The organism is Flavobacterium tructae, from assembly GCF_001853485.1.
In the GTDB taxonomy this organism is placed as follows: domain Bacteria; phylum Bacteroidota; class Bacteroidia; order Flavobacteriales; family Flavobacteriaceae; genus Flavobacterium; species Flavobacterium tructae.
Genome location: NZ_MIKE01000027.1, coordinates 210,597 through 231,655 on the forward strand (window position 1 = coordinate 210,597; position 21,059 = coordinate 231,655).

At 34.5% G+C, this 21,059-nt stretch carries 22 protein-coding genes; 8 read left to right on the forward strand and 14 right to left on the reverse strand.

Features of this window, described 5'->3' with window-relative positions:
- Positions 1-1,115: 1,115 nt before the first annotated feature.
- From BHE19_RS19855 to rpsF, 5 genes are all read right to left on the reverse strand, one after another.
- Positions 1,116-1,589 carry a DUF6495 family protein gene (locus BHE19_RS19855; protein WP_070908549.1) on the reverse strand — a complete coding sequence of 158 codons (474 nt, stop codon included), beginning with the start codon at positions 1,587-1,589 and terminating at the stop codon, positions 1,116-1,118.
- A 119-nt stretch (positions 1,590-1,708) separates the two neighbouring features.
- Positions 1,709-4,879, reverse strand: coding sequence for a TonB-dependent receptor (locus BHE19_RS19860; RefSeq protein WP_070908550.1), 3,171 nt, complete (start codon positions 4,877-4,879; stop codon positions 1,709-1,711).
- A gap of 100 nt (positions 4,880-4,979) precedes the next feature.
- Positions 4,980-5,420, reverse strand: a complete 441-nt coding sequence (rplI, locus tag BHE19_RS19865; RefSeq protein ID WP_070908551.1) for a 50S ribosomal protein L9 — start codon at positions 5,418-5,420, stop codon at positions 4,980-4,982.
- Positions 5,421-5,488: 68 nt separating this feature from the next.
- Positions 5,489-5,785, reverse strand: coding sequence for a 30S ribosomal protein S18 (gene rpsR / locus BHE19_RS19870; protein ID WP_002987043.1), 297 nt, complete (start codon positions 5,783-5,785; stop codon positions 5,489-5,491).
- 5 nt (positions 5,786-5,790) lie between these two features.
- Positions 5,791-6,132 carry a 30S ribosomal protein S6 gene (rpsF, locus tag BHE19_RS19875; protein ID WP_007810575.1) on the reverse strand — a complete coding sequence of 114 codons (342 nt, stop codon included), beginning with the start codon at positions 6,130-6,132 and terminating at the stop codon, positions 5,791-5,793.
- Between the two features lie 177 nt (positions 6,133-6,309).
- Between rpsF and BHE19_RS19880 the strand changes: the two genes are divergently transcribed.
- Positions 6,310-7,008, forward strand: coding sequence for a LytR/AlgR family response regulator transcription factor (locus BHE19_RS19880; RefSeq protein ID WP_026110001.1), 699 nt, complete (start codon positions 6,310-6,312; stop codon positions 7,006-7,008).
- A gap of 1 nt (position 7,009) precedes the next feature.
- Here the strand turns inward: BHE19_RS19880 and priA are convergent, their stop codons facing one another.
- From priA to nadC, 7 genes are all read right to left on the reverse strand, one after another.
- A complete protein-coding gene (gene priA / locus BHE19_RS19885) occupies positions 7,010-9,460 on the reverse strand; it encodes a replication restart helicase PriA (protein WP_070908552.1) in 2,451 nt (816 codons plus the stop codon).
- Between the two features lie 57 nt (positions 9,461-9,517).
- Complete coding sequence (locus BHE19_RS19890) at positions 9,518-9,922, reverse strand: type II toxin-antitoxin system VapC family toxin (RefSeq protein WP_070908553.1); 405 nt, start codon at positions 9,920-9,922, stop codon at positions 9,518-9,520.
- Positions 9,922-10,158 carry a hypothetical protein gene (locus BHE19_RS19895; protein WP_070908554.1) on the reverse strand — a complete coding sequence of 79 codons (237 nt, stop codon included), beginning with the start codon at positions 10,156-10,158 and terminating at the stop codon, positions 9,922-9,924. Before BHE19_RS19895 ends, BHE19_RS19890 begins: the two co-directional genes overlap by 1 nt.
- An 86-nt stretch (positions 10,159-10,244) precedes the next feature.
- Positions 10,245-10,988, reverse strand: a complete 744-nt coding sequence (gene bla-B1-FLAV, locus BHE19_RS19900) for a subclass B1 metallo-beta-lactamase (RefSeq protein WP_070908555.1) — start codon at positions 10,986-10,988, stop codon at positions 10,245-10,247.
- A gap of 19 nt (positions 10,989-11,007) precedes the next feature.
- Positions 11,008-11,439, reverse strand: coding sequence for a DUF2147 domain-containing protein (locus tag BHE19_RS19905; protein WP_070908556.1), 432 nt, complete (start codon positions 11,437-11,439; stop codon positions 11,008-11,010).
- Position 11,440: 1 nt separating this feature from the next.
- Positions 11,441-12,364 carry a YihY/virulence factor BrkB family protein gene (locus tag BHE19_RS19910; RefSeq protein ID WP_070908557.1) on the reverse strand — a complete coding sequence of 308 codons (924 nt, stop codon included), beginning with the start codon at positions 12,362-12,364 and terminating at the stop codon, positions 11,441-11,443.
- A gap of 143 nt (positions 12,365-12,507) precedes the next feature.
- On the reverse strand, positions 12,508-13,365 hold the full coding sequence (gene nadC, locus BHE19_RS19915) for a carboxylating nicotinate-nucleotide diphosphorylase (protein ID WP_070908558.1): 858 nt from the start codon (positions 13,363-13,365) through the stop codon (positions 12,508-12,510).
- 194 nt (positions 13,366-13,559) lie between these two features.
- On the opposite strand from nadC, the gene BHE19_RS19920 reads away from it, so the two are divergent.
- The 7 genes from BHE19_RS19920 to rlmH all read left to right on the forward strand — a co-directional run bounded on the left by BHE19_RS19920 (position 13,560) and on the right by rlmH (position 19,228).
- Positions 13,560-14,660 carry a DNA alkylation repair protein gene (locus BHE19_RS19920; protein WP_070908559.1) on the forward strand — a complete coding sequence of 367 codons (1,101 nt, stop codon included), beginning with the start codon at positions 13,560-13,562 and terminating at the stop codon, positions 14,658-14,660.
- 372 nt (positions 14,661-15,032) lie between these two features.
- Positions 15,033-15,914 carry a pirin family protein gene (locus BHE19_RS19925; RefSeq protein ID WP_070908560.1) on the forward strand — a complete coding sequence of 294 codons (882 nt, stop codon included), beginning with the start codon at positions 15,033-15,035 and terminating at the stop codon, positions 15,912-15,914.
- 2 nt (positions 15,915-15,916) lie between these two features.
- On the forward strand, positions 15,917-16,312 hold the full coding sequence (locus BHE19_RS19930; RefSeq protein WP_017496596.1) for an OsmC family protein: 396 nt from the start codon (positions 15,917-15,919) through the stop codon (positions 16,310-16,312).
- A 6-nt stretch (positions 16,313-16,318) separates the two neighbouring features.
- Positions 16,319-16,603 (forward strand): GNAT family N-acetyltransferase, encoded by a 285-nt coding sequence (locus tag BHE19_RS19935; RefSeq protein WP_070908561.1) that lies wholly within the window; start codon positions 16,319-16,321, stop codon positions 16,601-16,603.
- Between the two features lie 228 nt (positions 16,604-16,831).
- Positions 16,832-18,247: an amidohydrolase family protein gene (locus BHE19_RS19940; RefSeq protein WP_070908562.1), complete on the forward strand. Its 1,416-nt coding sequence runs from the start codon at positions 16,832-16,834 to the stop codon at positions 18,245-18,247.
- 89 nt (positions 18,248-18,336) lie between these two features.
- Positions 18,337-18,645 carry an antibiotic biosynthesis monooxygenase family protein gene (locus BHE19_RS19945; RefSeq protein WP_070908563.1) on the forward strand — a complete coding sequence of 103 codons (309 nt, stop codon included), beginning with the start codon at positions 18,337-18,339 and terminating at the stop codon, positions 18,643-18,645.
- A 109-nt stretch (positions 18,646-18,754) separates the two neighbouring features.
- Positions 18,755-19,228: a 23S rRNA (pseudouridine(1915)-N(3))-methyltransferase RlmH gene (rlmH, locus tag BHE19_RS19950; protein WP_026982293.1), complete on the forward strand. Its 474-nt coding sequence runs from the start codon at positions 18,755-18,757 to the stop codon at positions 19,226-19,228.
- A 99-nt stretch (positions 19,229-19,327) separates the two neighbouring features.
- Here the strand turns inward: rlmH and BHE19_RS19955 are convergent, their stop codons facing one another.
- Together BHE19_RS19955 and folP are read right to left on the reverse strand one after the other, a co-directional pair.
- A complete protein-coding gene (locus BHE19_RS19955) occupies positions 19,328-19,975 on the reverse strand; it encodes a hypothetical protein (RefSeq protein ID WP_070908564.1) in 648 nt (215 codons plus the stop codon).
- Positions 19,976-20,039: 64 nt separating this feature from the next.
- Entirely contained in the window at positions 20,040-20,864 is an 825-nt protein-coding gene (folP, locus tag BHE19_RS19960) for a dihydropteroate synthase (RefSeq protein ID WP_070908654.1), read from the reverse strand.
- Positions 20,865-21,059 lie beyond the last annotated feature (195 nt).

Here is a 21,059-nt window from a genome sequence, read left to right on the forward strand (position 1 = left end):
CAGAATACTAAGAATGTAAACAACATTTCAGTAAAAAAAAATCATGCTGTACACTCTAAACAGAAGTACATTAAAGAACCGCTCCTATTCTTTCGAATAAAAGACATACCAAAAAAAGTGCGGAAATACAGATCGAAATCAGACTTCCAAAAAGGGTGATTTGTTATTAACCAATTTTCATGAAAGAAAATATACGTTTTGGAGAATTGGGAAATTCTACCTCCTATATAGTCTGATTCAATATTCATAAAAAGTTGATTACTCTTTTTATAAACTTTGTTTCTTTTAGAACAGAACTCTAAAAATTGAATCAATTCATTTTAAAAAACGCAGTGCGGATTTAAAAAATTTTAAACACAACAATACGTTTCATCAACAAACCCCTTATTGGGATTTGAAAATAAAAAAATATTAAAACTGGAAAATTTATGAAACAAGTCTGAAGTGGAACAAAAATTAAATTTGATGATAAATTCATTTTTTTTCAAACTCTTACAAGATAAAGCTAAAATAATACGAAAACCTAATGCAAACTTGATAAAGAAAGTAGTGATCAATTCCATACGCAAACTAATTAAGTTATTATAAAAAACCTCAACTCTAGATAATCATACAAAAAACACTATTTGATGTATTACATAATAACTTAAATAGTTGTTTTTGGAAAAAGAACAAAAAGTTTTGTTTAACTTTTTCTTATACTAAAATTAGAAAAAAGGAAAACACCAAACAAGTATAATTTTCCTGTTTTTTAAATTTAAAGAAAAAACGAAAATAGAAAAAACAGGTAAATCATCGGAAAAACCTGCCCTAATAACGTCAAAATGAGATGAATTAAAAGAATGAAAATATTTTATCTTTTTTCAAAATCACCAAAAAAGAAAGTAAAAGATTACAATTTAAAAAGGTAATCGATTGAAATTGAACAAAAAAGACATAAAAACAGGAAGGATTTGATATTTATCACAATAAAACTCCATTCTTTAAATTATTCAGAAAAAATGCGTAGAAATACGGGTAAAAAAAAACATTAAAACTTCAACAAAAGTTAAAAAATTAAAAATTAGCAAACATCTAAACGTTAAACACTTACTAATTTTTAATCTTAAAAAAAGCTATGATTCAATAATTGTATTGATCTGTGTAAACAATTGACCGTCACTTAAAAATGCTCCTTGCTGAATTAATTCAAAAATAGAAGCGTTTCTCTCCTCTGTGAACACTTTTTTTCCAACCTTCATTCCTATGTTTTCGGTAAACATATTATCAGAAAGCCATTGCAATCCTTCCTTACTCAAAAAATCAGTTTCGGCAACCAATGATTTCAATACGATCGACTGAACATGAGTTTCAAAACACTGGAATAAGAAAATATGATTTTTAGAAAAGTGCTCCAAAAATTCTGCTCTCGACAAAACACCTTCCCAGATTAAATCTGAAAAAACATCCAGTTCCTGCTCCGCAACTTCCGGTTTATTTATTTTAAGAGCGTCCCACTCTGCTTTATCAATAGCCTGCGTTGCCAAAAAGCTTGCAAATTCTGCATGCAACTCATCAAATTGCTCTTTTGTTAATCTTGCGTATTTCATTTTTTTTCTTGTGTTAAACACTCTAAAAAGAGTTTGTGTAAAATTCCGGAACTTCTCTATTATTTATAAAAAAAAGCCCCCGCAAATGCGAGGGCAAATTTATAACTTTTTTTGCTTTACTAAAAGATGTATCGTATACCAAATTGCGCCTGCCATCTGGACAATAAACTAGCGTCATAATTAAACGTTTTGGTCTGAGTACCATTAAAAGTATACGTTGGTGTATTTCCGGCAACCGTAACTCCGATAGGCTGAACACTTGTAGGCACCTGAACAACTCCCCAATTTGAATTCAGTAAATTCCCGAAATTCAAAACATCGATACTAAACTGAATGGTATTCTTTTTATCTGAGGTGGAAGAAATCTTAAAATTATAATCCTGAAGAATTTTCAAATCACATCTTCCTCTCCACGGAGATATTGCTCCATAACGCTCAGCATATTGTCCTCTTCTGTCCTTCATGTATTTATCCTGAGAAATAAATTGATCAAAAGCAGCACCTTCTCCTGGTGCGCTAAAATTCATCAAAGCTATTTCAGCCGTTGTAGGGATATAAATCAAGTCGTTAACACTAGAGCCGTCTCCGTTAATATCTCCTCCATACGTGTAATTAAAACGTCCTCCTTGTGCATATTCGAGAACAGTCGACACTGTTGTCGCCCATTTATCTTTTCCATATTTCCATTTCTTGGAAGCTACTGCTATAAAACGATGATTATCTCCATATTTAGAATTCGAAAGCACATCGTTATTTACATTTCCTAAAGCCGGATTAAAAGCAAAAGCATCTCCCGTAATTTCAGCCTCAATAGAGTTAACATCTTTAGATTTTAAATAATTATAAGCCACACTCGCATACAATCCGTTTTCAAAGTTTTTCTGCACTTTTAAAGTGGCATTAAACGCACTTCCCTTATTCGAGTTCGTCATTACATAAGCATTGTTTGCACCTTTATCCGCTGCAACATAAATAGGTCGGTTATCCACACCTGCTAATGTTCCGGTTGGAGATTTCAATCCCCAATTCTGAACGTGTACTGCATTAATATCCTTATTATAAGACAAATCCGCTGTTACGATAAAATTATTTTCAAATCGATGATCAAACCCTAAACTGGTTCTCCAGACTTGTGGCCATTTATAATCCGGATCCATAATCTGCAAAAAGCCATCATCAGCACCACTTACCTGATTTCCCAACCACACAAAAGGGATTCTTCCGGTAAAAATTCCGGATCCCCCGCGAAGCTGTGAAGTAGCGTTACCTTTAACATCCCAATTAAAACCTATTCTTGGCGACCATAAAATTCGATCACTTGGCAAATTGGTCGAAATCAATTTAACCGCCTGCCCTGTCTGAGGATCAAAATAATCGGTATCGTTATTTCTTTTGGCTCCGCCATTATTCGTATCTATGTATTTTTGAATCAGATCAGCAGTATTAAAATACAAAGGCTTATCAATTCTTAATCCCAAAGACAGTTTGAAATTATCATCGATACTGATATCATCTTGTGCATAAAATGCGAGCTGCCCTACATTCAATTCCGCCAGTTTCCATCCCCCATCAGTTCCCACTTTAAAATTATTTTTGGCAGCGAAAACATCCTGAGCGTATTTCAAATTCTGCGCAATAATACTCGTAGCAAAAGGCTTAGCCGCATCATTTAAAAAATCCTGTGTTGTGAAATACGGCGTAAAGAAGGTTCCGGCATATCCGTTTGGATTTCCAAAATTATCATATCCGGCCAGATTAAAAGAGTTTTCAAACTTAAACTTCTCAAAAGAAGCACCAAAAGTAAACGCATGTTTACCCACATTATAATTCAGATTATTAGTGATCTGAATGACTTTCTGATCTAAAGTATTATTGATAGAAAAAGGCTCATGCCCTGCAATAATATAATTAGAACCTGCTCCGTCCTGAATATTAATCACAGGAGCCGGAACTGAAAATGGCACCCTGTAATCATTAAAATGCGAATAACCCGCCTGTAACTTATTAGAAACCGATTCACTAAATTTTGAATTTAACTCTACCAGAAAAGAACTCAGGTTATTATTAATCTGATATCCGGCATTTCTGAACTGCAAAATAGAAGCATTCGGGCCTCTAAAACCCAGTGCTGTAGGATGCGCCGGTTTGTCTTTTGAAGCGTCCAGAAAATTATAAATAACCGCCAGTTTATGATTGTCATTGATATTCCAGTCTATCTTAATAATTCCTTTATTCGAATTCGATTCATGCTTAAATCCCTGATAAGGTCCCGTCTCATAACCTAAATTAGATAAAGCCTTTGAAACCGCAATTAAATCCGATTCTAAAACTCTCGATTCATTAATTCCAGTTACACCATCATTATTATTGGCTACAAAATTAGATCCTAAATCACTTCGTTTGTCAATTTCAAAATTTCCGAAGATGAACAATTTATCCTTTATAATAGGAGCTCCCAAACTAAAACCAGCCTGAGTTTGTTCTAAAGTAGGTACAAATATTTTTTCTCCTTTGATCTTATTTCCCGTCAAATCCTGATTTCTGTAAAAACCATAAGCTGTACCATGAAACTCATTGGTCCCCGATTTAGTTACCGCATTAACAGAAGCTCCTGTAAAACCCGACAAAGTAACATCATAAGGAGCCGTCGCTACCTGAATCTGCTCAATAGCATCAAGCGAAATAGGCTGTGATCCTGTCTGACCTCCAGGTGTTGCAGCATCTAGTCCAAACGGATTATTAAATACCGCGCCATTTAAGGAGTAATTATTGTATTGATCGTTTCTTCCGCCAAAAGAACCTCCGCTAGCAGTGGGTTCCAAACGGGTAAAATCTTCCGCCGATCTTGAAATTGTAGGCAAAGCCGTTAACTCTCTTTTTCCTATGGTAGTTTCGGCACCCGTTTTGCCACTTTTAAAAACTTTATCCTTAGACACGATTTTCACCTCTTCGAGCGTCTGACTTTCATCTTCCAGAACCACATCAAGATTAAAAGGTTTTCCTAGATCAAGATTCACATCTGCATATTCATGATTTCGAAAACCTACAAAAGTCACCACAATTTTGTAGGGACCTCCAATTCTCATATTCAAAATATTAAACCTACCGTCTTCATTAGACACAGCTGAATATTTACTTCCTGTAGGAGTATGGATCGCTAAGATAGTAGCACCGGGCAAGAGTTCGTTGGTAGAACTCTTGATAATCCCCTTAATACTCGACGTCGTGGTTTGCCCAATAGCAGTGGTTATGGCAAACACACCTAGTAATAATGCAAAGATTTTTTTCATTTTCCTGATTTTGAGTGAGTTGTTATTCTCAAAATTAGGCAAAAAAAAACCACTCAAAAGAGTGGTTTTTATATTTTATTAACAAGAAGTTAACAAAATGTTATTTTTCAGCGATAATCTCGTATGCTAATTCTACAATAACATCTCTGTGTAAACGGATGCTAGCTGTATATTTTCCAGTACGTTTTACGATACCACTAGTGATGAATTTTCTATCAATAGCGTTACCTGATTTCTCTAAAGCTTCAGCAATGTCGATGTTTGTGATAGAACCAAAAAGTTTCTCTCCACCAGCTTTTGCAGTAAGTTTAATTTCAAGAGCTTTTAAAGTTTCAGCTAATGCTTTAGCATCAGCAACCACTTTAGCTTCTTTATGTGCTCTTTGTTTTAGGTTTTCAGCTAAAACTTTTTTAGCAGAAGGAGTTGCTAAAGTAGCAAAACCTTGAGGAATTAAAAAGTTACGACCATAACCAGGTTTTACAGATACTACATCATCTTTAAATCCTAAGTTTTGTACGTCTTGTTTTAAAATAATTTCCATGTTGTTGTCCTTATTTTTAGAAGTTAGGTTCTGATTAAACAGAAACCAGCGACTAGATTTTTTTTATACTATTTTAATAAATCGGCCACGTATGGCATTAAAGCTAAGTGACGAGCTCTTTTTACAGCTACAGACACTTTTCTTTGGTATTTTAATGAAGTTCCTGTTAAACGACGAGGAAGAATTTTTCCTTGCTCATTAACGAATTTCAATAAGAAATCAGCATCTTTATAATCGATGTATTTGATTCCTGATTTTTTGAAACGACAGTACTTTTTAGTTTTGTTAGTTTCAATGTTTAAAGGCGTTAAATATCTGATATCTCCGTCTTTTTTTCCTTTTGCAGATTGCTCGATTGTAGACATAATAATTACGCTTTAGTAGATTTTAATTTAGCTCTTCTTCTTTCCGCCCATGAAATAGCATGTTTGTCTAAACTTACAGTTAAGAAACGCATAACTCTTTCGTCACGTCTGAATTCAGTTTCAAAAGCAATTAGAACTTCTCCAGCTACTTTGAATTCGAATAAGTGATAAAAACCACTTTTTTTGTTTTGGATTTCGTAAGCCATTTTTTTAAGACCCCAATCCTCTTTCGATACCATTTCAGCTCCTCTACTAGTAAGAAATTCTTCAAATTTCGTTACTGTTTCCTTCACCTGAACTTCAGATAAAACGGGATTTAAAATGAAAACAGTTTCATAATGATTCATAAACAATATATTTATTTGTTAAAATTGGGTGCAAAAGTAACCATAAAATTTAAATATACAACACTTTTTTACTTTTATTCGTTGTACAGCAAAAAATACATGCCAATTTTAGTTTTTTTCTTAAAAAAAGAATACATTTACTATTGCTATCCTGAATTTATTCTAAATTTTTATGTTATGAAGCTAAACTGTGTTGTTGTAGATGATAGTTCTATACAAAGAACTATTATTGCAAAATTAGTTAATAATCACCCAGGTTTGCATTTAATCGGGGATTTTTCAAATGCAATAGAGGCAAAAAGCTGTATCTCTCTAAATAATATTGACTTAATTTTTCTTGATATAGAAATGCCCGTTATTAATGGGTTTGATTTTCTTGACGGACTAAAATCTAAGCCACAAATTATATTTATTACTTCTAAAGCAGAATATGCTTTAAAAGCTTTCGACTATGACGCTACGGATTACCTTCAGAAACCTATTGCGGTAGATCGTTTTAATGCTTCTGTAAAAAGAGCCATTGATATGCATTTACTAAAAAAGGACATCAAAGAAGAAGAAGGCGAACATATATTTATCAAAAGTAATCTGAAAAAACTCAAAATATTCACTGCAAAAATCAAATGGATTGAAGCTTTTGGTGATTATGTAAGAGTGGTTACCGAAGACGACAGTAATCTGGTGCTTTCGACCATGAAATCTTTTGAAAATGATCTGTCAAAAGACAAATTCATTCGTGTGCACAAGTCCTATATCATTAACATTGATAAAGTAGAACGCTTTAACAGTAAATTTGCTGAGATTGGCATTACCAAAATTCCTCTTAGTCGAAACAAAAAAGAAGATCTGGTAAAAGCACTCTCCACTTCTTCTTAATTTAATAGAAGTCAACATTGGCAATAACTTTTATAGCTCTGTACTGAGCAACAGCCTCAAAACTATTCAGCATCTTCTGAATAGTTTTTTTCGTATTAACCAAATGCTGGTTCTGCGGAATCTTAATCAAAATCGTTCGGATATACTCATTTCTTATCCTGCTGATCGCTGGTTCTTCCGGCCCCAGTACCGGCATATTCAAATTTTGACTCAGAACCTGATACAACCACATCGAGCCTTCCTTCAATTTATCGAAATCACGATGCTTTAAAGTCAGTTTTATAATTCTAAAATAAGGTGGGTATCTGTAAATCTGGCGATCATACAATTGCTCCTTATACATACCTATATAATTATGGTTGGTCACCTGCTGAATTGTATTGTGATTCGGATTATAGGTTTGAATCACCACTTTCCCTTGTTTTTCAGATCTACCGGCTCTCCCCGCAACTTGTGTCATCATTTGATAACTGCGTTCAAAGGCCCTAAAATCGGGATGATGCAACATATTATCCGCATTCATAATTCCAACCAAACTTACGTTATCAAAATCCAATCCTTTCGCCAGCATTTGCGTACCGACCAAAATATCAATTTCACGATTTTTAAAAGAATCTATTATTTTTTCGAAACCAAATTTACCACGAGTCGTATCCTGATCCATTCGACCGGTTTTGGCTTTGGGAAAAAGTGTAATCAGCTCCTGTTCGATTTGTTCTGTACCGAATCCTTTAGTCGTCAAATCGATACTCGAACAGCTATGACAATGTGTTGGTTTTGCAATCGAATAACCACAATAGTGACAACGCAGCTGATTTTTATGCTTATGAAAAGTCAGACTCACATCACACTGCTGGCAATGCGGTACATGACCACAGGTCATACATTCTATTATAGGTGAATATCCTCGTCGGTTCTGGAACAAAATAATTTGCTCTCCCAAAGACAAAGCCTCTCCTATTTCTTCTATTAAAAGATCACTAAAATGACCCGTCATTCTTTTCCTGAAATGTTTGTCTTTTAAATCCACTAAAAGAATTTCAGGCATTCGAACATTATTATAACGTTCCGTAAGCGATACCAAACCATACTTATCGGCCTGTGCATTAAAATAGGTTTCAATACTTGGTGTCGCCGACCCCAACAGTACTTTTGCTTTATGAAAATTAGCCAAAACAATTGCAGCATCTCTGGCATGATAACGTGGCGCAGGATCTGTTTGCTTAAAAGTCTGTTCGTGCTCTTCGTCTACAATCAATAAACCTAAATTATCAAAAGGCAAAAACAAAGCCGACCTTGCTCCTATTACAATTTGCGCTTTCTCTGAATTTTCAAGAGTCTGTTTCCAAACCTCAACTCTTTCATTATTACTGTATTTAGAATGAAAAACAGCTACTTTATCACCAAAATAAAGTCTTAATCTTGAAACTAATTGTGTCGTTAAAGCGATTTCGGGAAGCAAATAAAGAACCTGTCTTCCGGTTTCCAGATATTCTTCAATCAGTTTGATATAAATCTCTGTTTTACCACTTGAGGTAACTCCATGCAACAAACATACTTCTTTCTCTGAGAGACTCTCTTTAATAGCTGTAAAAGCCCTTGTCTGCGCTTCACTTAACAACAATTGATCGTCTGTTGTTCGCCCTGTAAACAAAACTCTGTCCTGCTGCAAAAGGTATTCCTCAAAAATCTCTTTATCAATTAAAGCTTTTACGGCAGCCGAAGTAGAATTTGAAACCTCAACCAACTTTTTTACAGTGATTGGTTTCTTTTCAGAGGCCATAATTTGAAAATACGCCAACACCAATTCCTTTTGCTTGTTCGCATTTTTTAGAACTTCCAGCAATTCTCCTAAACCATTTTCGGATTCATATTTAGCATGCAGCTTCACATATCGAACCAGTTTTGGTTTGTATCCTTCTTTAATTTCTTCTTCTAAAACAATAATATTTCGGGCAATCATTTTTTGAAGAACAGGAAGAATATTTTTCTTATTCAGCATCGAAATAATTTCCTGGATCCTTAAAGAACTTTGCTGTTGCAGGGCTTCATAGACTAAATATTCATCATCAGAAAGCTCATCCTGATTTACCTCCGCATCAGTTTTATACGAAACAACCGTTTCACTCTCTAACAACAGACCGCTTGGAAAAGCTCCTCGATAAACATCACCAATAGCACACATGTAATAATTCGCCACCCAAAGCCAGTGCTTGATCTGAACTTCGGTTGCGATAGGTTTTTCGTCTAATATCTGATGAATTTCCTTGGCTTCATACAAACCTGGTTCATTTTGATGCAGCTCAATAACCAATGCCGTATAAATTTTATTTTTACCAAATGGTACCGCAACCCGCATTCCTTTTTTAATAAAATGGAATTCAGCCTCAGAAACACGATAGGTAAAAGTTTTAGCCAGAGAAAGCGGCAAAACGACTTCAATAAAAAACATGCGGATATTTTATAGAAAATTTAAAACAAAACTAAACAGTGACAAAAAGAAAAACATTTAACTTCTTTCAAACCAATTTTCAATTTGAATTCCATCCAACATCTTAAAATCCTTAACATTATCAGTTACAAGTGTTAATTGATTTTCAATTGCTGTCACCCCAATTAAAAGATCAAATTCATCATTAATTGGTTTCCCAATTTTTCGGAGTCTGACTTTCTCCATAGCATATCTTTTAATAGAACCAAAAATTGGAATTATTGTTAATCCATTTAAAAAATTATCGACGGCTTTATTAGATTTCACCGGGTCATCGCTGTTTTCTGCTCCAAAACGAAGTTCAGCAACTGTTATTTCAGAAATATAACAATTTTCCAAACCAGCTTTTTTTACCATTACATCAAGATTAAGCTTTCCTCTAAGAAAGAAAACACATGTACTTGTATCAAGTAAATATCTCATTAAAACTTAATTTCTTTTTTTGTAAAGCTTCTATTAGATTTAATATCAGAAACAATTTCCTCAGCAGATTTTTCAGATTTAAATGCTCCAAAAGATTTATAAAAATTACTTTCTTTAGATTTAGTTCCTTTTATAGACTTCGTCAATCTCTCTATTAACTCTATTTTATTAGAAAAACTCAGTCCTTCAAATAAATTTGAGTAGGTCTCAAGTAAATTTTTATCCGTAACAGTCATCTTATTTCAAGTTTAATTATTTTATATAATAGACAAAGTTAAGCTTTTTACAACTACAACAATTTGCAATCTATTCTAAAAAAGTATTACTTACCAGAAGACTTTGCCGCATTGTATTCCTTAACCAGTTTTAATGTATGCTTCAACGAGGTCAAATCTTTCAAATCATCATGACCAGTAACAATGTATTTTGGGTTTTTAAACTTCGACTGTACTTTCAGAATAGATTTCTGCCATTCTTTAACATCTGCATCTCCAAGATAGCCTAAATCTTTTGCTTCGACACTTTTAACAAAACAACCTCCGTAAAGTACTTTTTGCTTATTGAACCAAACCACAATATTATCTGAAGCGTGTCCTTTTCCCGGGTAATACACTTCAAAAGTATATTTACCCACTGTAAACAAGGTGTCATCCGGAATAACAAACTCAGCTCTTGCTTCCTTATTTTTCTCCAGAATCTGATCTGTTGCTTTTATTGTATAAGTTTTAATTCCTTTTTTACGGTAGAAATCCAGACCGCCTGCCCTGTCTTCGTGTGAGTGCGTGGCAAAGTGCATCACAACTTCTTTATGATGTCTTGCTTTAATACTGTCCAGCAAAGGCTGAAATTGCGTCTTATCCCAAGGAGCATCAAACAGGACAACTCCTTTATCTGTAACCAAATACATGGCATTGGCTGAAATCAGCGTACCATTATAATCGTGAAACGTCTTATAAACATAAAAGTCACCCGTAAGATGACTTATTTGTAATGGCGAATTCTTAGATTGTGCAAAACTATGGGATAGCTGTATCAGAAATAAAGCTATCAATGCTAATTTTCGCATTTTATTATTTTTTATAAAATTAATTCTTCACTCTGCTCCAGTATTGTGTTCTTCCCATGATAGAAATACCAACATAACCACGAAGTTTTAGTTTATCTGCTGATTCTAATGCAATATAACATTTGTATTTTTTTCCGTTTGTTGGATCTAAAATGGTTCCTCCACTGTATTCAGAACCGTCTTTTTTAAGTCCATTGATGATCACCATACCCAAAATTGGTTTATTTTTATCCGCTCCGTCACATTTAGTACATAAGTCCTTTTTGTGGTTTTCGCGAAGTATTTCTACAATTTTACCATACACTTTACCAGATTTTTCATAAATCTCTACAATCGATTTAGCTTCACCGGTTTCATCATCAACTGTTTTCCATTTTCCAATTACACCCTGACCCTGAATCGTGCCTAATGTTAGAAAAAAAACACCAATCGTTAACATCCAATTTTTCATCTTATTTATTTTTTTTTTGTTTTAATTTTCTGATAGTGGCATTCAGTTCAAATCCCAAAAGCAGAATCATACAGTTTATCCAAATATAAAACATTAGAATTAATAATGTACCAATCGAGCCATAAAGTTCGTTATATTTTGAGAATTTTATAACCCAAATCCCAAAAAAGAATGAAGATATCACAATTAAAATAGTTGTAAAAACAGACCCAATACTTATAAAAGGCACTTTGTTATATTGCCTCGTACCATAACGCAATAATAGTGAAGAGGTTATCAGAATCATTAAAACAACGAATAAATACCGTCCTAAAATAATCAACGGAATGCGATCGCTTAACACATCCTGAATAATTGTTTTTTGAATGAATACCTCAAAAACGACAATTGTTGCCACTGTTACAAACAATATAATAGTCATGATGAGTGAAATTGCCAGCGCCACCAGATACTGATTCAGAAAACCGCGCTTATCAAAGACATGTTTAGAGGATTCGAAACCGCTAAGGATACCGTTAATACCATTTGCCATTAAAAATATCGAAAGCAAAAATCCCGACGACAATAAACCGGAGTGACTGTTGTTTAAAATATCACTTATAATCTTACTGATCGCCTCATAAGTATTCGGAGGAACTCCCTGTTGCACAAACTGCAAAAAGTCCTGCTGAAATCCTTCAATAGGAATAAAGGGAATTAAGTTTAAAATAAATAATGCAAAAGGAAATAAAGCCATAAAGAAGCTGAACGAAACAGCACTCGCATGATACGAAAATGCTCCTTCAATAATACCGATGGTATACATTTCAAGCAAATCGTATAACGAAAAACCTTCAAGCCAGGGCAATTTTATTCTCTTGAAAAATCGAACTACAGATCGTACCACGGGAACTTTCTCAATCCGTTCTTCTATCTCTTTTGACATATTTATTTCAACTATTTAGATAATTAGATATTTAGATAATTCGTATATAGCATGTAAATTTTAGATCTTTACTAGCTATGTCTTTCTTTAGTCTTTATTCATAGCTAATTCCCACATCTTACATCTTACAACTCACATTTCATTTAAAAAGCCTTCAAACTTAAATCCATATTATAAACAGAGTGTGTTAGTGCTCCTGATGAAATGTAATCGACACCGCAGAGTCCATATTCACGAATTGTTTTTTCATTAATATTACCCGAAGATTCCGTCTGGCATTTATTGCCTATTAATTGCACTGCTGTTCTAGTATCTTCATAATTAAAATTATCGATTAGAATTCGGTGAACGCCTTCACTTAATAAAATTTCGCGAATCTCATCTAAATTTCTAGCCTCGACAATAATTTTCAAATCTAAATTATTCTCTTTTAAATACTCTTTGGTTTTCTTGATTGCAAGTGTAATTCCTCCTGCAAAATCAATATGATTGTCTTTCAGCATGACCATATCGTACAATGCAAAACGATGGTTTTCTCCTCCTCCAATTTTGACAGCCCATTTTTCGGCAACTCTGAAATTTGGAGTCGTTTTACGGGTATCTAATATTTTAGCTCCGGTTCCGTCCAATAGCTGCACATACTGATCTGTTTTGGTCGCAATGGCCGACATACGCTGCATACTATTCAAAACCACTCTCTCTGCCTTTAAAATAGACTGAGAACTTCCTGAAACTTCAAAAACTACATCACCATATTCTACATGAGTTCCGTCTTCTATAAAAACTTTCATTTTTAATTTCGGATCTACGTATTCAAAAATCATTTTCGCCAATGCAACGCCGGCAATAATTCCCTGATCTTTCACCAGTAATTTAGCCTGCCCGTGCGCCGTGTCCGGAATACAAGCCAGCGAGCTGTAATCTCCCGTGCCTACATCTTCCCGAATTGCATTGCTGATTAATAATTGTAATTCGCTTTGAAACTGTTCTTCGCTAATCATTTTCCTAAAATTTTTATATGATGCTAAAGTAGGACATATTTTGTGGATTTAAAAGCTTCGCTTTGATTTTAAAATTGAGAAATTAGCCGAAGATTGAGAAAAATAAAGATTAAACTCTTAACTAAACTTAATCTTTTACCAGCTTAAATAATTAACAAACATTAAATATCTTTGAGGTTCATTCAAACAAAATCATGGGATTAATTAAAGACATTTACTCCGTTTCTTTCTACGAACAATTTGGTCAGGCTGTCACGGAAGTACATCCGACATTTGACAAACAAAAATTTATTGCAACCATTTATGAAGGCGATTTTAGCCAAAAAGAATGGAAAGACCGCATGAAACACACCACGGTTGTTTTACATCAGTTTATGCCTGAAAATTTCCCGGAAGCTGTTTCTTTACTGGACAAAATCATTGAAAACTTAAAGAAAAACAGTTTTACCGATAGTAATCTGGCATTTATATTTTTTGCTGATTATATCGAAATGTACGGCCTGGATGATTTTAAAACTTCAGCGAAAGCCTTTGTTTCTATCACTCAATTTATAAGCTGCGAATTTGCTGTACGTCCTTTTATTCTAAAATACAAAGAACAGATGATTGATGAAATGACCAAATGGTCTCTGCATGAAAACCATCATGTTCGTAGATTGGCCAGTGAAGGCAGCCGACCAAGATTACCCTGGGCAATGGCGATTCCGTACTTAAAAAAAGACCCTGACTCTATTCTGCCAATTTTAGAGAATTTAAAAAACGATCCTTCAGAATATGTGCGTCGAAGTGTCGCCAATAACCTGAACGACATCGTAAAAGACAATCCGCAAATCGTCTTGGAAATCGCCCGTAAATGGAAAGGCCATAGCAAAGAAACGGATGGAATCATCAAACACGGTTGTCGTACTTTATTAAAACAGGGACATCCAGAAATTCTGCATCATTATGGTCTGAACAATGCTAATATTGAACTTTCTTCTTTTGAAATCAAGACACCAATTGTAAAAATTGGAGATTATCTGCAGTTTCACTTTCATCTGAACAATAAAAATAATGACCCGAAAACGATTCGTTTAGAATATGCCGTTCATTATAAAAAAGCGAAAGGACATCTGGCAAAAAAAGTCTTTAAAATCAGTGAGAAGATTTATCCCCCAAATGAAATCATTAAAGTAGAGCGAAATCAGTCGTTTAAAATCATTACAACACGTGTTTTTCATACCGGAAAACATCAGTTGTCTATCATTATTAACGGGACAGAAAGCGAAACCCTCGATTTTGAATTGATTGAATAGTTAAAACACGAATTACACCAATTAACACAAATTGATTGAGTAATTTTTTAAACACATAGAAACATAGTTTTTGATTGTACATATAAAGTCATTTCATTCTAAATAAGATTCATCGTTTTGTGAAAAAGATTTGATTTTCTTGAACCTTCCTCCGCATCCAATTTAGGGTTCTATGTTTCTATGTGTTCAATCATTACACAAAATTAGTTCATGAAAATTGGTGTAATTGGTGTTCTTTTTCAAATCAAATCAAATCTTTTTAATTCTATTCCTTACTTTTATAAAGAATACCAAAAACAAACTTTCTTAATCTAAATTAAGTTACAGATTGTGACTACAGCTGTAATTTTGCTTTCAACTAAAACAAAGAACATGTCAAATATCAGTTTAATCATCGAAGAACGCGCTGCCAATATTGGCAATTTTATGGTAGGCCGTCTATTGCCTTTCCGTGAAAAAAGAGCCGTTGGTCCGTTTGTATTTATCGACCATATGGGTCCGGCACATTTAAATCAGTATCAAAATATGGATGTCCCTCCGCATCCGCACATCGGACTTTCTACTTTGACTTTTTTATTTGAAGGCAGCATTATGCACCGCGACAGTCTGGGTACCGAGCTCGAAATAAAACCAGGTGCCGTAAACTGGATGACAGCCGGAAAAGGGATCGTACATTCAGAGCGAACTCCTGAATATTTGAGACATTCTGACAAGATGCTTCACGGTCTTCAAATTTGGGTGGCATTGCCTAAAGAACTGGAAGAAATGGATCCTAACTTTACACATGTAGAAGCCAGTGACATTCCAAGCTGGGAAGAAGATGGCGTTTCATATAAATTAATCGCGGGAGAAGCATTTGGCAAAAAATCACCTGTTCCAGTATATAGTCCGCTTTATTTTATCGAAATCAAAAGCACCGAAGCCAGAAAAATCAACATTGGACAGGATCTTTTTGGCGAAAGCGGTTTGTACATTCTCGAAGGAAGTATTAAAAGCGGGGAACATGTTTACGATCCGAAACAAATTCTGATTACCAACGACAGTACTTTATGTGAGTTCGAAATAGCCGAAAACACAACGGTTTATATTTTTGGGGGACAGCCCTTTCCGGAAGAACATTTTATCTTTTGGAATTTTGTTTCCTCTGATAAAAACCGAATAGAAAAAGCTAAAAAAGACTGGACAGAACAGACTTTCCCTAAGGTTCCGGGCGAAACTGAATTTGTTCCTTTACCTGATCCTAAAATGAGATAACTATGGATACACTATCAGCACAAATCGACACCCGTTTGTATCGCACGGAGATCACATCTGCCAGCGGAAATATTGTAATTGCCGACGAACCTCAGGAAATGGGAGGCAAAAACTTAGGATTTAGTCCGTCAGAATTGCTGGCCTCTTCTCTGGCCTCCTGTACTTTGATCACACTTCGCATGTATATCAATCGCAAACAATGGGAAGTCACCGAAATCAATATCAAAGTTGACTTTGAAAGAGATCTTGACCAAAAAATCTCCTTGTTTACAAGAAAAATAGAGATTATCGGTGAGGTCGACGACAAGCAAAGACAACGTCTTGAAACCATTGCTAACAGCTGTCCAATACATAAAACATTAACAAATTCAATCGAAATAAAAACCACACTAATATAACACATCATGGAAATTCAACAAATAAACGATACAAGAAGAGGCTATTTTGAAGCTGTAGAAGACGGAAAACAAGCCGGAAAAATGACTTATACCTGGGCGGGTGATTCAAAATTCATCATCGACCACACCGAAGTAAATGAGGAATTTAACGGAAGAGGCGTCGGTAAAAAACTAGTCATGGCCGCGGTAGAATATGCCCGAACTAATAACCTGAAAATTATCCCGCTTTGTCCTTTTGCAAAAAGCGTTTTTGATAAGGTCGAGGAAATTCACGACGTACTTTTTTCTTAAAGGGGCTGAGAGGCTGAGGTTCTAAGTTTTTTTTAACCGCAAGGCTCGCAAAGAATTACACAAAGTTCGCAAAGTTTTTTTAGGTAAAACGTTGCGAACTTTGCGTTTATATAAAATTTAGCACATAACAAAACCTTGCGCTCTTGGCGGTAAAAAAACAACACAACGAAATCAATTTTTAAATCTCGGCAGAAACTCGTATATTTGCATGTAATTTAAACTTAGAGTATGACAAGGATAATTACACTTTTCTGTATTTTTATAGCACAGATCGGCTTTTCTCAAACGGCTGACAGTTATTTAGAAAAAATAAGAAACAACGAAGCGCTTTCCACAGCTTTCTTCCAACAAATGCCAAAAGGCGGCGATTTACACCATCATTTTTCCGGATCGATTTATGCAGAACCTCTTTTAGAAAGAGCTATTGCAGAAGATTTTTATTTGAATTTAGAAACGATGGAAGTTTCTAAAACAAAACCAGAAAAAGGAAACTGGCAAACCTTCTCTTCTCTAAAAAAGGATGGCAAACTAGATCATTACCAACAACAGGTTATGCAAACTTGGTCTGCAAAAGATTATAATGGTTCTGTACCTTCTGATGATTTGTTTTTTGATTCTTTTCAAAAATTCGAACCTACTATTAAAGGCCATTTTGCCGAAGGAATGCTGGAATTAAAAAAACGTGCGCTTTCTGAAAATGTAAGTTATATTGAAACTCAATTATCAACGATTCCGTGTGATATGAATGTTTCTGACCTTGCTGATTTCAATGCAAAACTTCGCCAGACCGCGACTCAAAAAGATGAAAAAGCAGCTCTAAAGCTTTTAGACGAATTGTACCAATCACTTCAAAAGAAAGAAGCCAAAAAATATGCTACAGACTTCAACACTAATTTTATCGCTAAACTGCACAAAGACCTAAAAATTGACGATGAGCGTTTTACGATGCGTTATCAAAATTTTGTGCTTCGTTTTATGGATCCTGTAGATTTATTTAAAAACCTCACAATTGCCTTTATTTCTGCCAACGACAGCAAATTGGTTGCAGGTGTAAACATTGTTTCACCTGAACATGGTGAAAACTCTATGAAGGATTACTGGCTGCACATGGTCATGTTTAAATACTGTAATTCTAAGTTTCCTGCTGTAAAGTATACCCTTCATGCGGGCGAACTGACTTTAGGACTGGTTCAGCCGGAGGAATTAACCTGGCACATCAACGACGCTATTCACATCGCCGGAGCCAACAGAATTGGACATGGCGTTGATATTGCGTACGAAGCAAATTCTTATGATTTATTGCGTCACATGGCTCAAAAAAATATTCCAATCGAGATTAACTTAACGAGTAACGAGTTCATTTTAAAAGTAAAGGAAAATAGACATCCGTTTACACTTTACAAAGAATTCAATGTGCCAATTGTAATTAGTACAGACGATGCCGGAATTTTGAGAACTAATATGACAGAGCAGTATGTTTTACTAGCTAAAAGATACCCTGATGTTTCCTATGCAACGATAAAAAAATACGTATACAACAGCATTAACTACAGTTTTATTCAGGATGAAGCGGTTAAGAAACAATTGATTAAGGATCTGGACAACCGTTTTAAAACTTTCGAAGCGAAGTTCTCTAAAAACTAGTACAAAAAAAATCTGCCGAATCAGCTTAATCTGCGTGAGAAAATTTTACTCTTGCAGATTTAGCGGATCAAGCGGATAAAATCATAATAATGAATAGGATTCTGGAAGCTGCATTTCTTTTTGTTAAACCGGAATTGGCCTCGCAATTTGAAGCTGATTTTACGAAAGCAAGTCAATACATTTCCTCTATAAACGGATACTTAGGACATCGTTTAGAGAAATGCCTTGAAGTCGAAAACAAATATCTTTTATTAGTAGATTGGAATACTCTTGAAGATCATACAGTAGGTTTTAGAACCTCTGAGGCTTATCTGCAATGGAAAAAGATCTTACACCATTACTACGAACCTTTTCCGATTGTAGAACATTTTGAAACGGTTTTTGAAAATAAAAAATAGAGATTTATTTGCCACAGATTAAAAAGAATTACAAGGGATTATTTCTTTAATTCACTTTGTATCAATCTGTAAAAATCATTTTAATCAGTGGCAAAAAATAAAAATTACCATGAATATCAAACTTATCGCCATTGGCAAAACAGACAACAAATCGCTTCAAACTTTGATTGACGATTATACAAAACGTTTGTCGTTCTATATCAAATTTGATCTGGAGATTATTCCGGATATCAAAAATGTTAAGAATTTATCCGAAAGTCAGCAAAAAGAAAAGGAAGGTGAATTGATACTGTCGAAACTCTCACCAACGGATCAGCTGATTCTATTGGACGAAAACGGCAAAAACTTCTCCAGTGTTGGTTTTTCTGAAGAGTTACAAAAGAAAATGAATTCGGGAATCAAAACTCTGGTCTTCGTAATTGGTGGACCTTATGGATTTTCAGATACGGTATACAGTAAGGCACAAGGCAAAATCTCACTTTCGCTAATGACATTTTCCCACCAGATGGTACGTTTGTTTTTTATTGAACAATTGTATAGAGGATTTACTATTTTAAGGAACGAACCTTATCACCATCAATAATTATCAATTGTTAATTATTAATTGTTAATTGTTAATTGCTCTTCTTAGCTAATACAACTTATTGCTTACAGCTTAAAGCTTAAAGCTGTAAGCCTAAAGCTAAAACACAAACTCTTCTTCCTGGTTTATAAAAACAAAAGGGATCTTTTTATCGGCTATGGTTTTTACCAATATTTTACATTGAATATACGTTCCAAAAGTCATGTTTTTATCGTACGAAAACTTAATCTCAGCCTTTGGATTGATGTTTAAACTGTCTAAAAACTTTGGCAAATCATTTTTAGGGAAATCATATGTTTTTCTTCCGCTGTATTGTATCATTCCATTCTTTTTAAAATACAACTGGCTTCTGTTATTGGCGATCTCCATTTTATAATACACTTTCGTGAAAGGTATAAAAGCAAGATTCTTTCCGATCGAATCAGCGTAGGAATAATAATTTTCAGCATTTTCGTTTTTATGGGCACTGTCAGCTCGCTTTTTCTCTTGTAATTTCATTACTTCCGGAATGACCAATTTTAAAGGCAGACGCTTGTCAATATTAAAAATCCAATTGGTTGAAATAATGCTGCTCTTTCGGTTCACATCGGCGATGGTATCTTTTCCTTCGGTTTTAAAGAAGATATAAATTGGTGAAAGATCTTCCACGTCTTTTACAATCGTAACATTGGATTTTGGAAGTAAAACGTCTTCTTTTTTTCCACAAGAGAATAAAAGACAGATTATAAATAGAGAGAAATATTTCATAATTTTTTTTTAATATATAGAATTCACACAAAGTTGTCATTCCTCGGAATAACAAATCTATCGTTTAAATATTCACTTTATTAAACAAAGTAACACATTCCACCGCTTCCTTCACATCATGAACACGAAGAATTTTTGCACCTTTTGTTAATGCAATAGTATTTAAAAACGTTGTTCCGTTTAAAGCCTCCTGTGGCGTTATATCAAGCGTTTTATAAATCATTGATTTTCTTGAAATCCCGGCTAAAACTGGTAATTCTAATACATTAAAAAGCTCCATTTTTTGCATTACTTCATAATTCTGATCGGTCGTTTTAGCAAAACCGAAACCCGGATCTAAAATCAAATCATTGATCCCTAAAGCTCTTGCACGTTTCACTTTCTCAGAAAAATAAAACAACATCTCTTTTACAATATCATCGTATTGCGTGAGACTCTGCATCGTTTGCGGATTGCCTCGCATGTGCATCATGATGTATGGCACATTGTATTTGGCAATCACCTCAAACATTTTATCGTCAAGTTCACCTGCCGCAATGTCGTTTATAATGGCTGCACCGCTTTCGATACTTGCTTTGGCAACTTCGGCTCTAAAGGTATCAATTGACAATAAAGCTTTTGGAAAATGTTTTAAAAGCAACTCTATTACAGGAACAATTCGTTCAATTTCCTCTTGTTCTGATACAAATTCTGCACTCGGCTTACTGGAATAAGCTCCAATATCAATAAATGCAGCGCCTTCAGAAAGCATTTTTCCAACCTGATCAATTATTTCATCTTCATTTTTATATTTTCCACCGTCAAAAAAAGAATTAGGTGTCACATTTAAAATCCCCATTACTTTAGGAATCGATAAATCTATAAGCTGGCCTTTGCAATTAATTGTCATGGTTTGTTTTGTTATTTTTGTTTCAGGTTTCACGTTTTCTTTGTTTCAAGTTTTAAGTTTCAGGTTTCAAGTTCCGGAACTTACACAATCTGTATCAACTTGAAACCTGAAACTTTTTTAAACTCTTCCCAGGTTTCAAGTTAAGAAAACTACACAATCTGCGTCAACCTGAAACTTGAAACCTGAAACTTTATA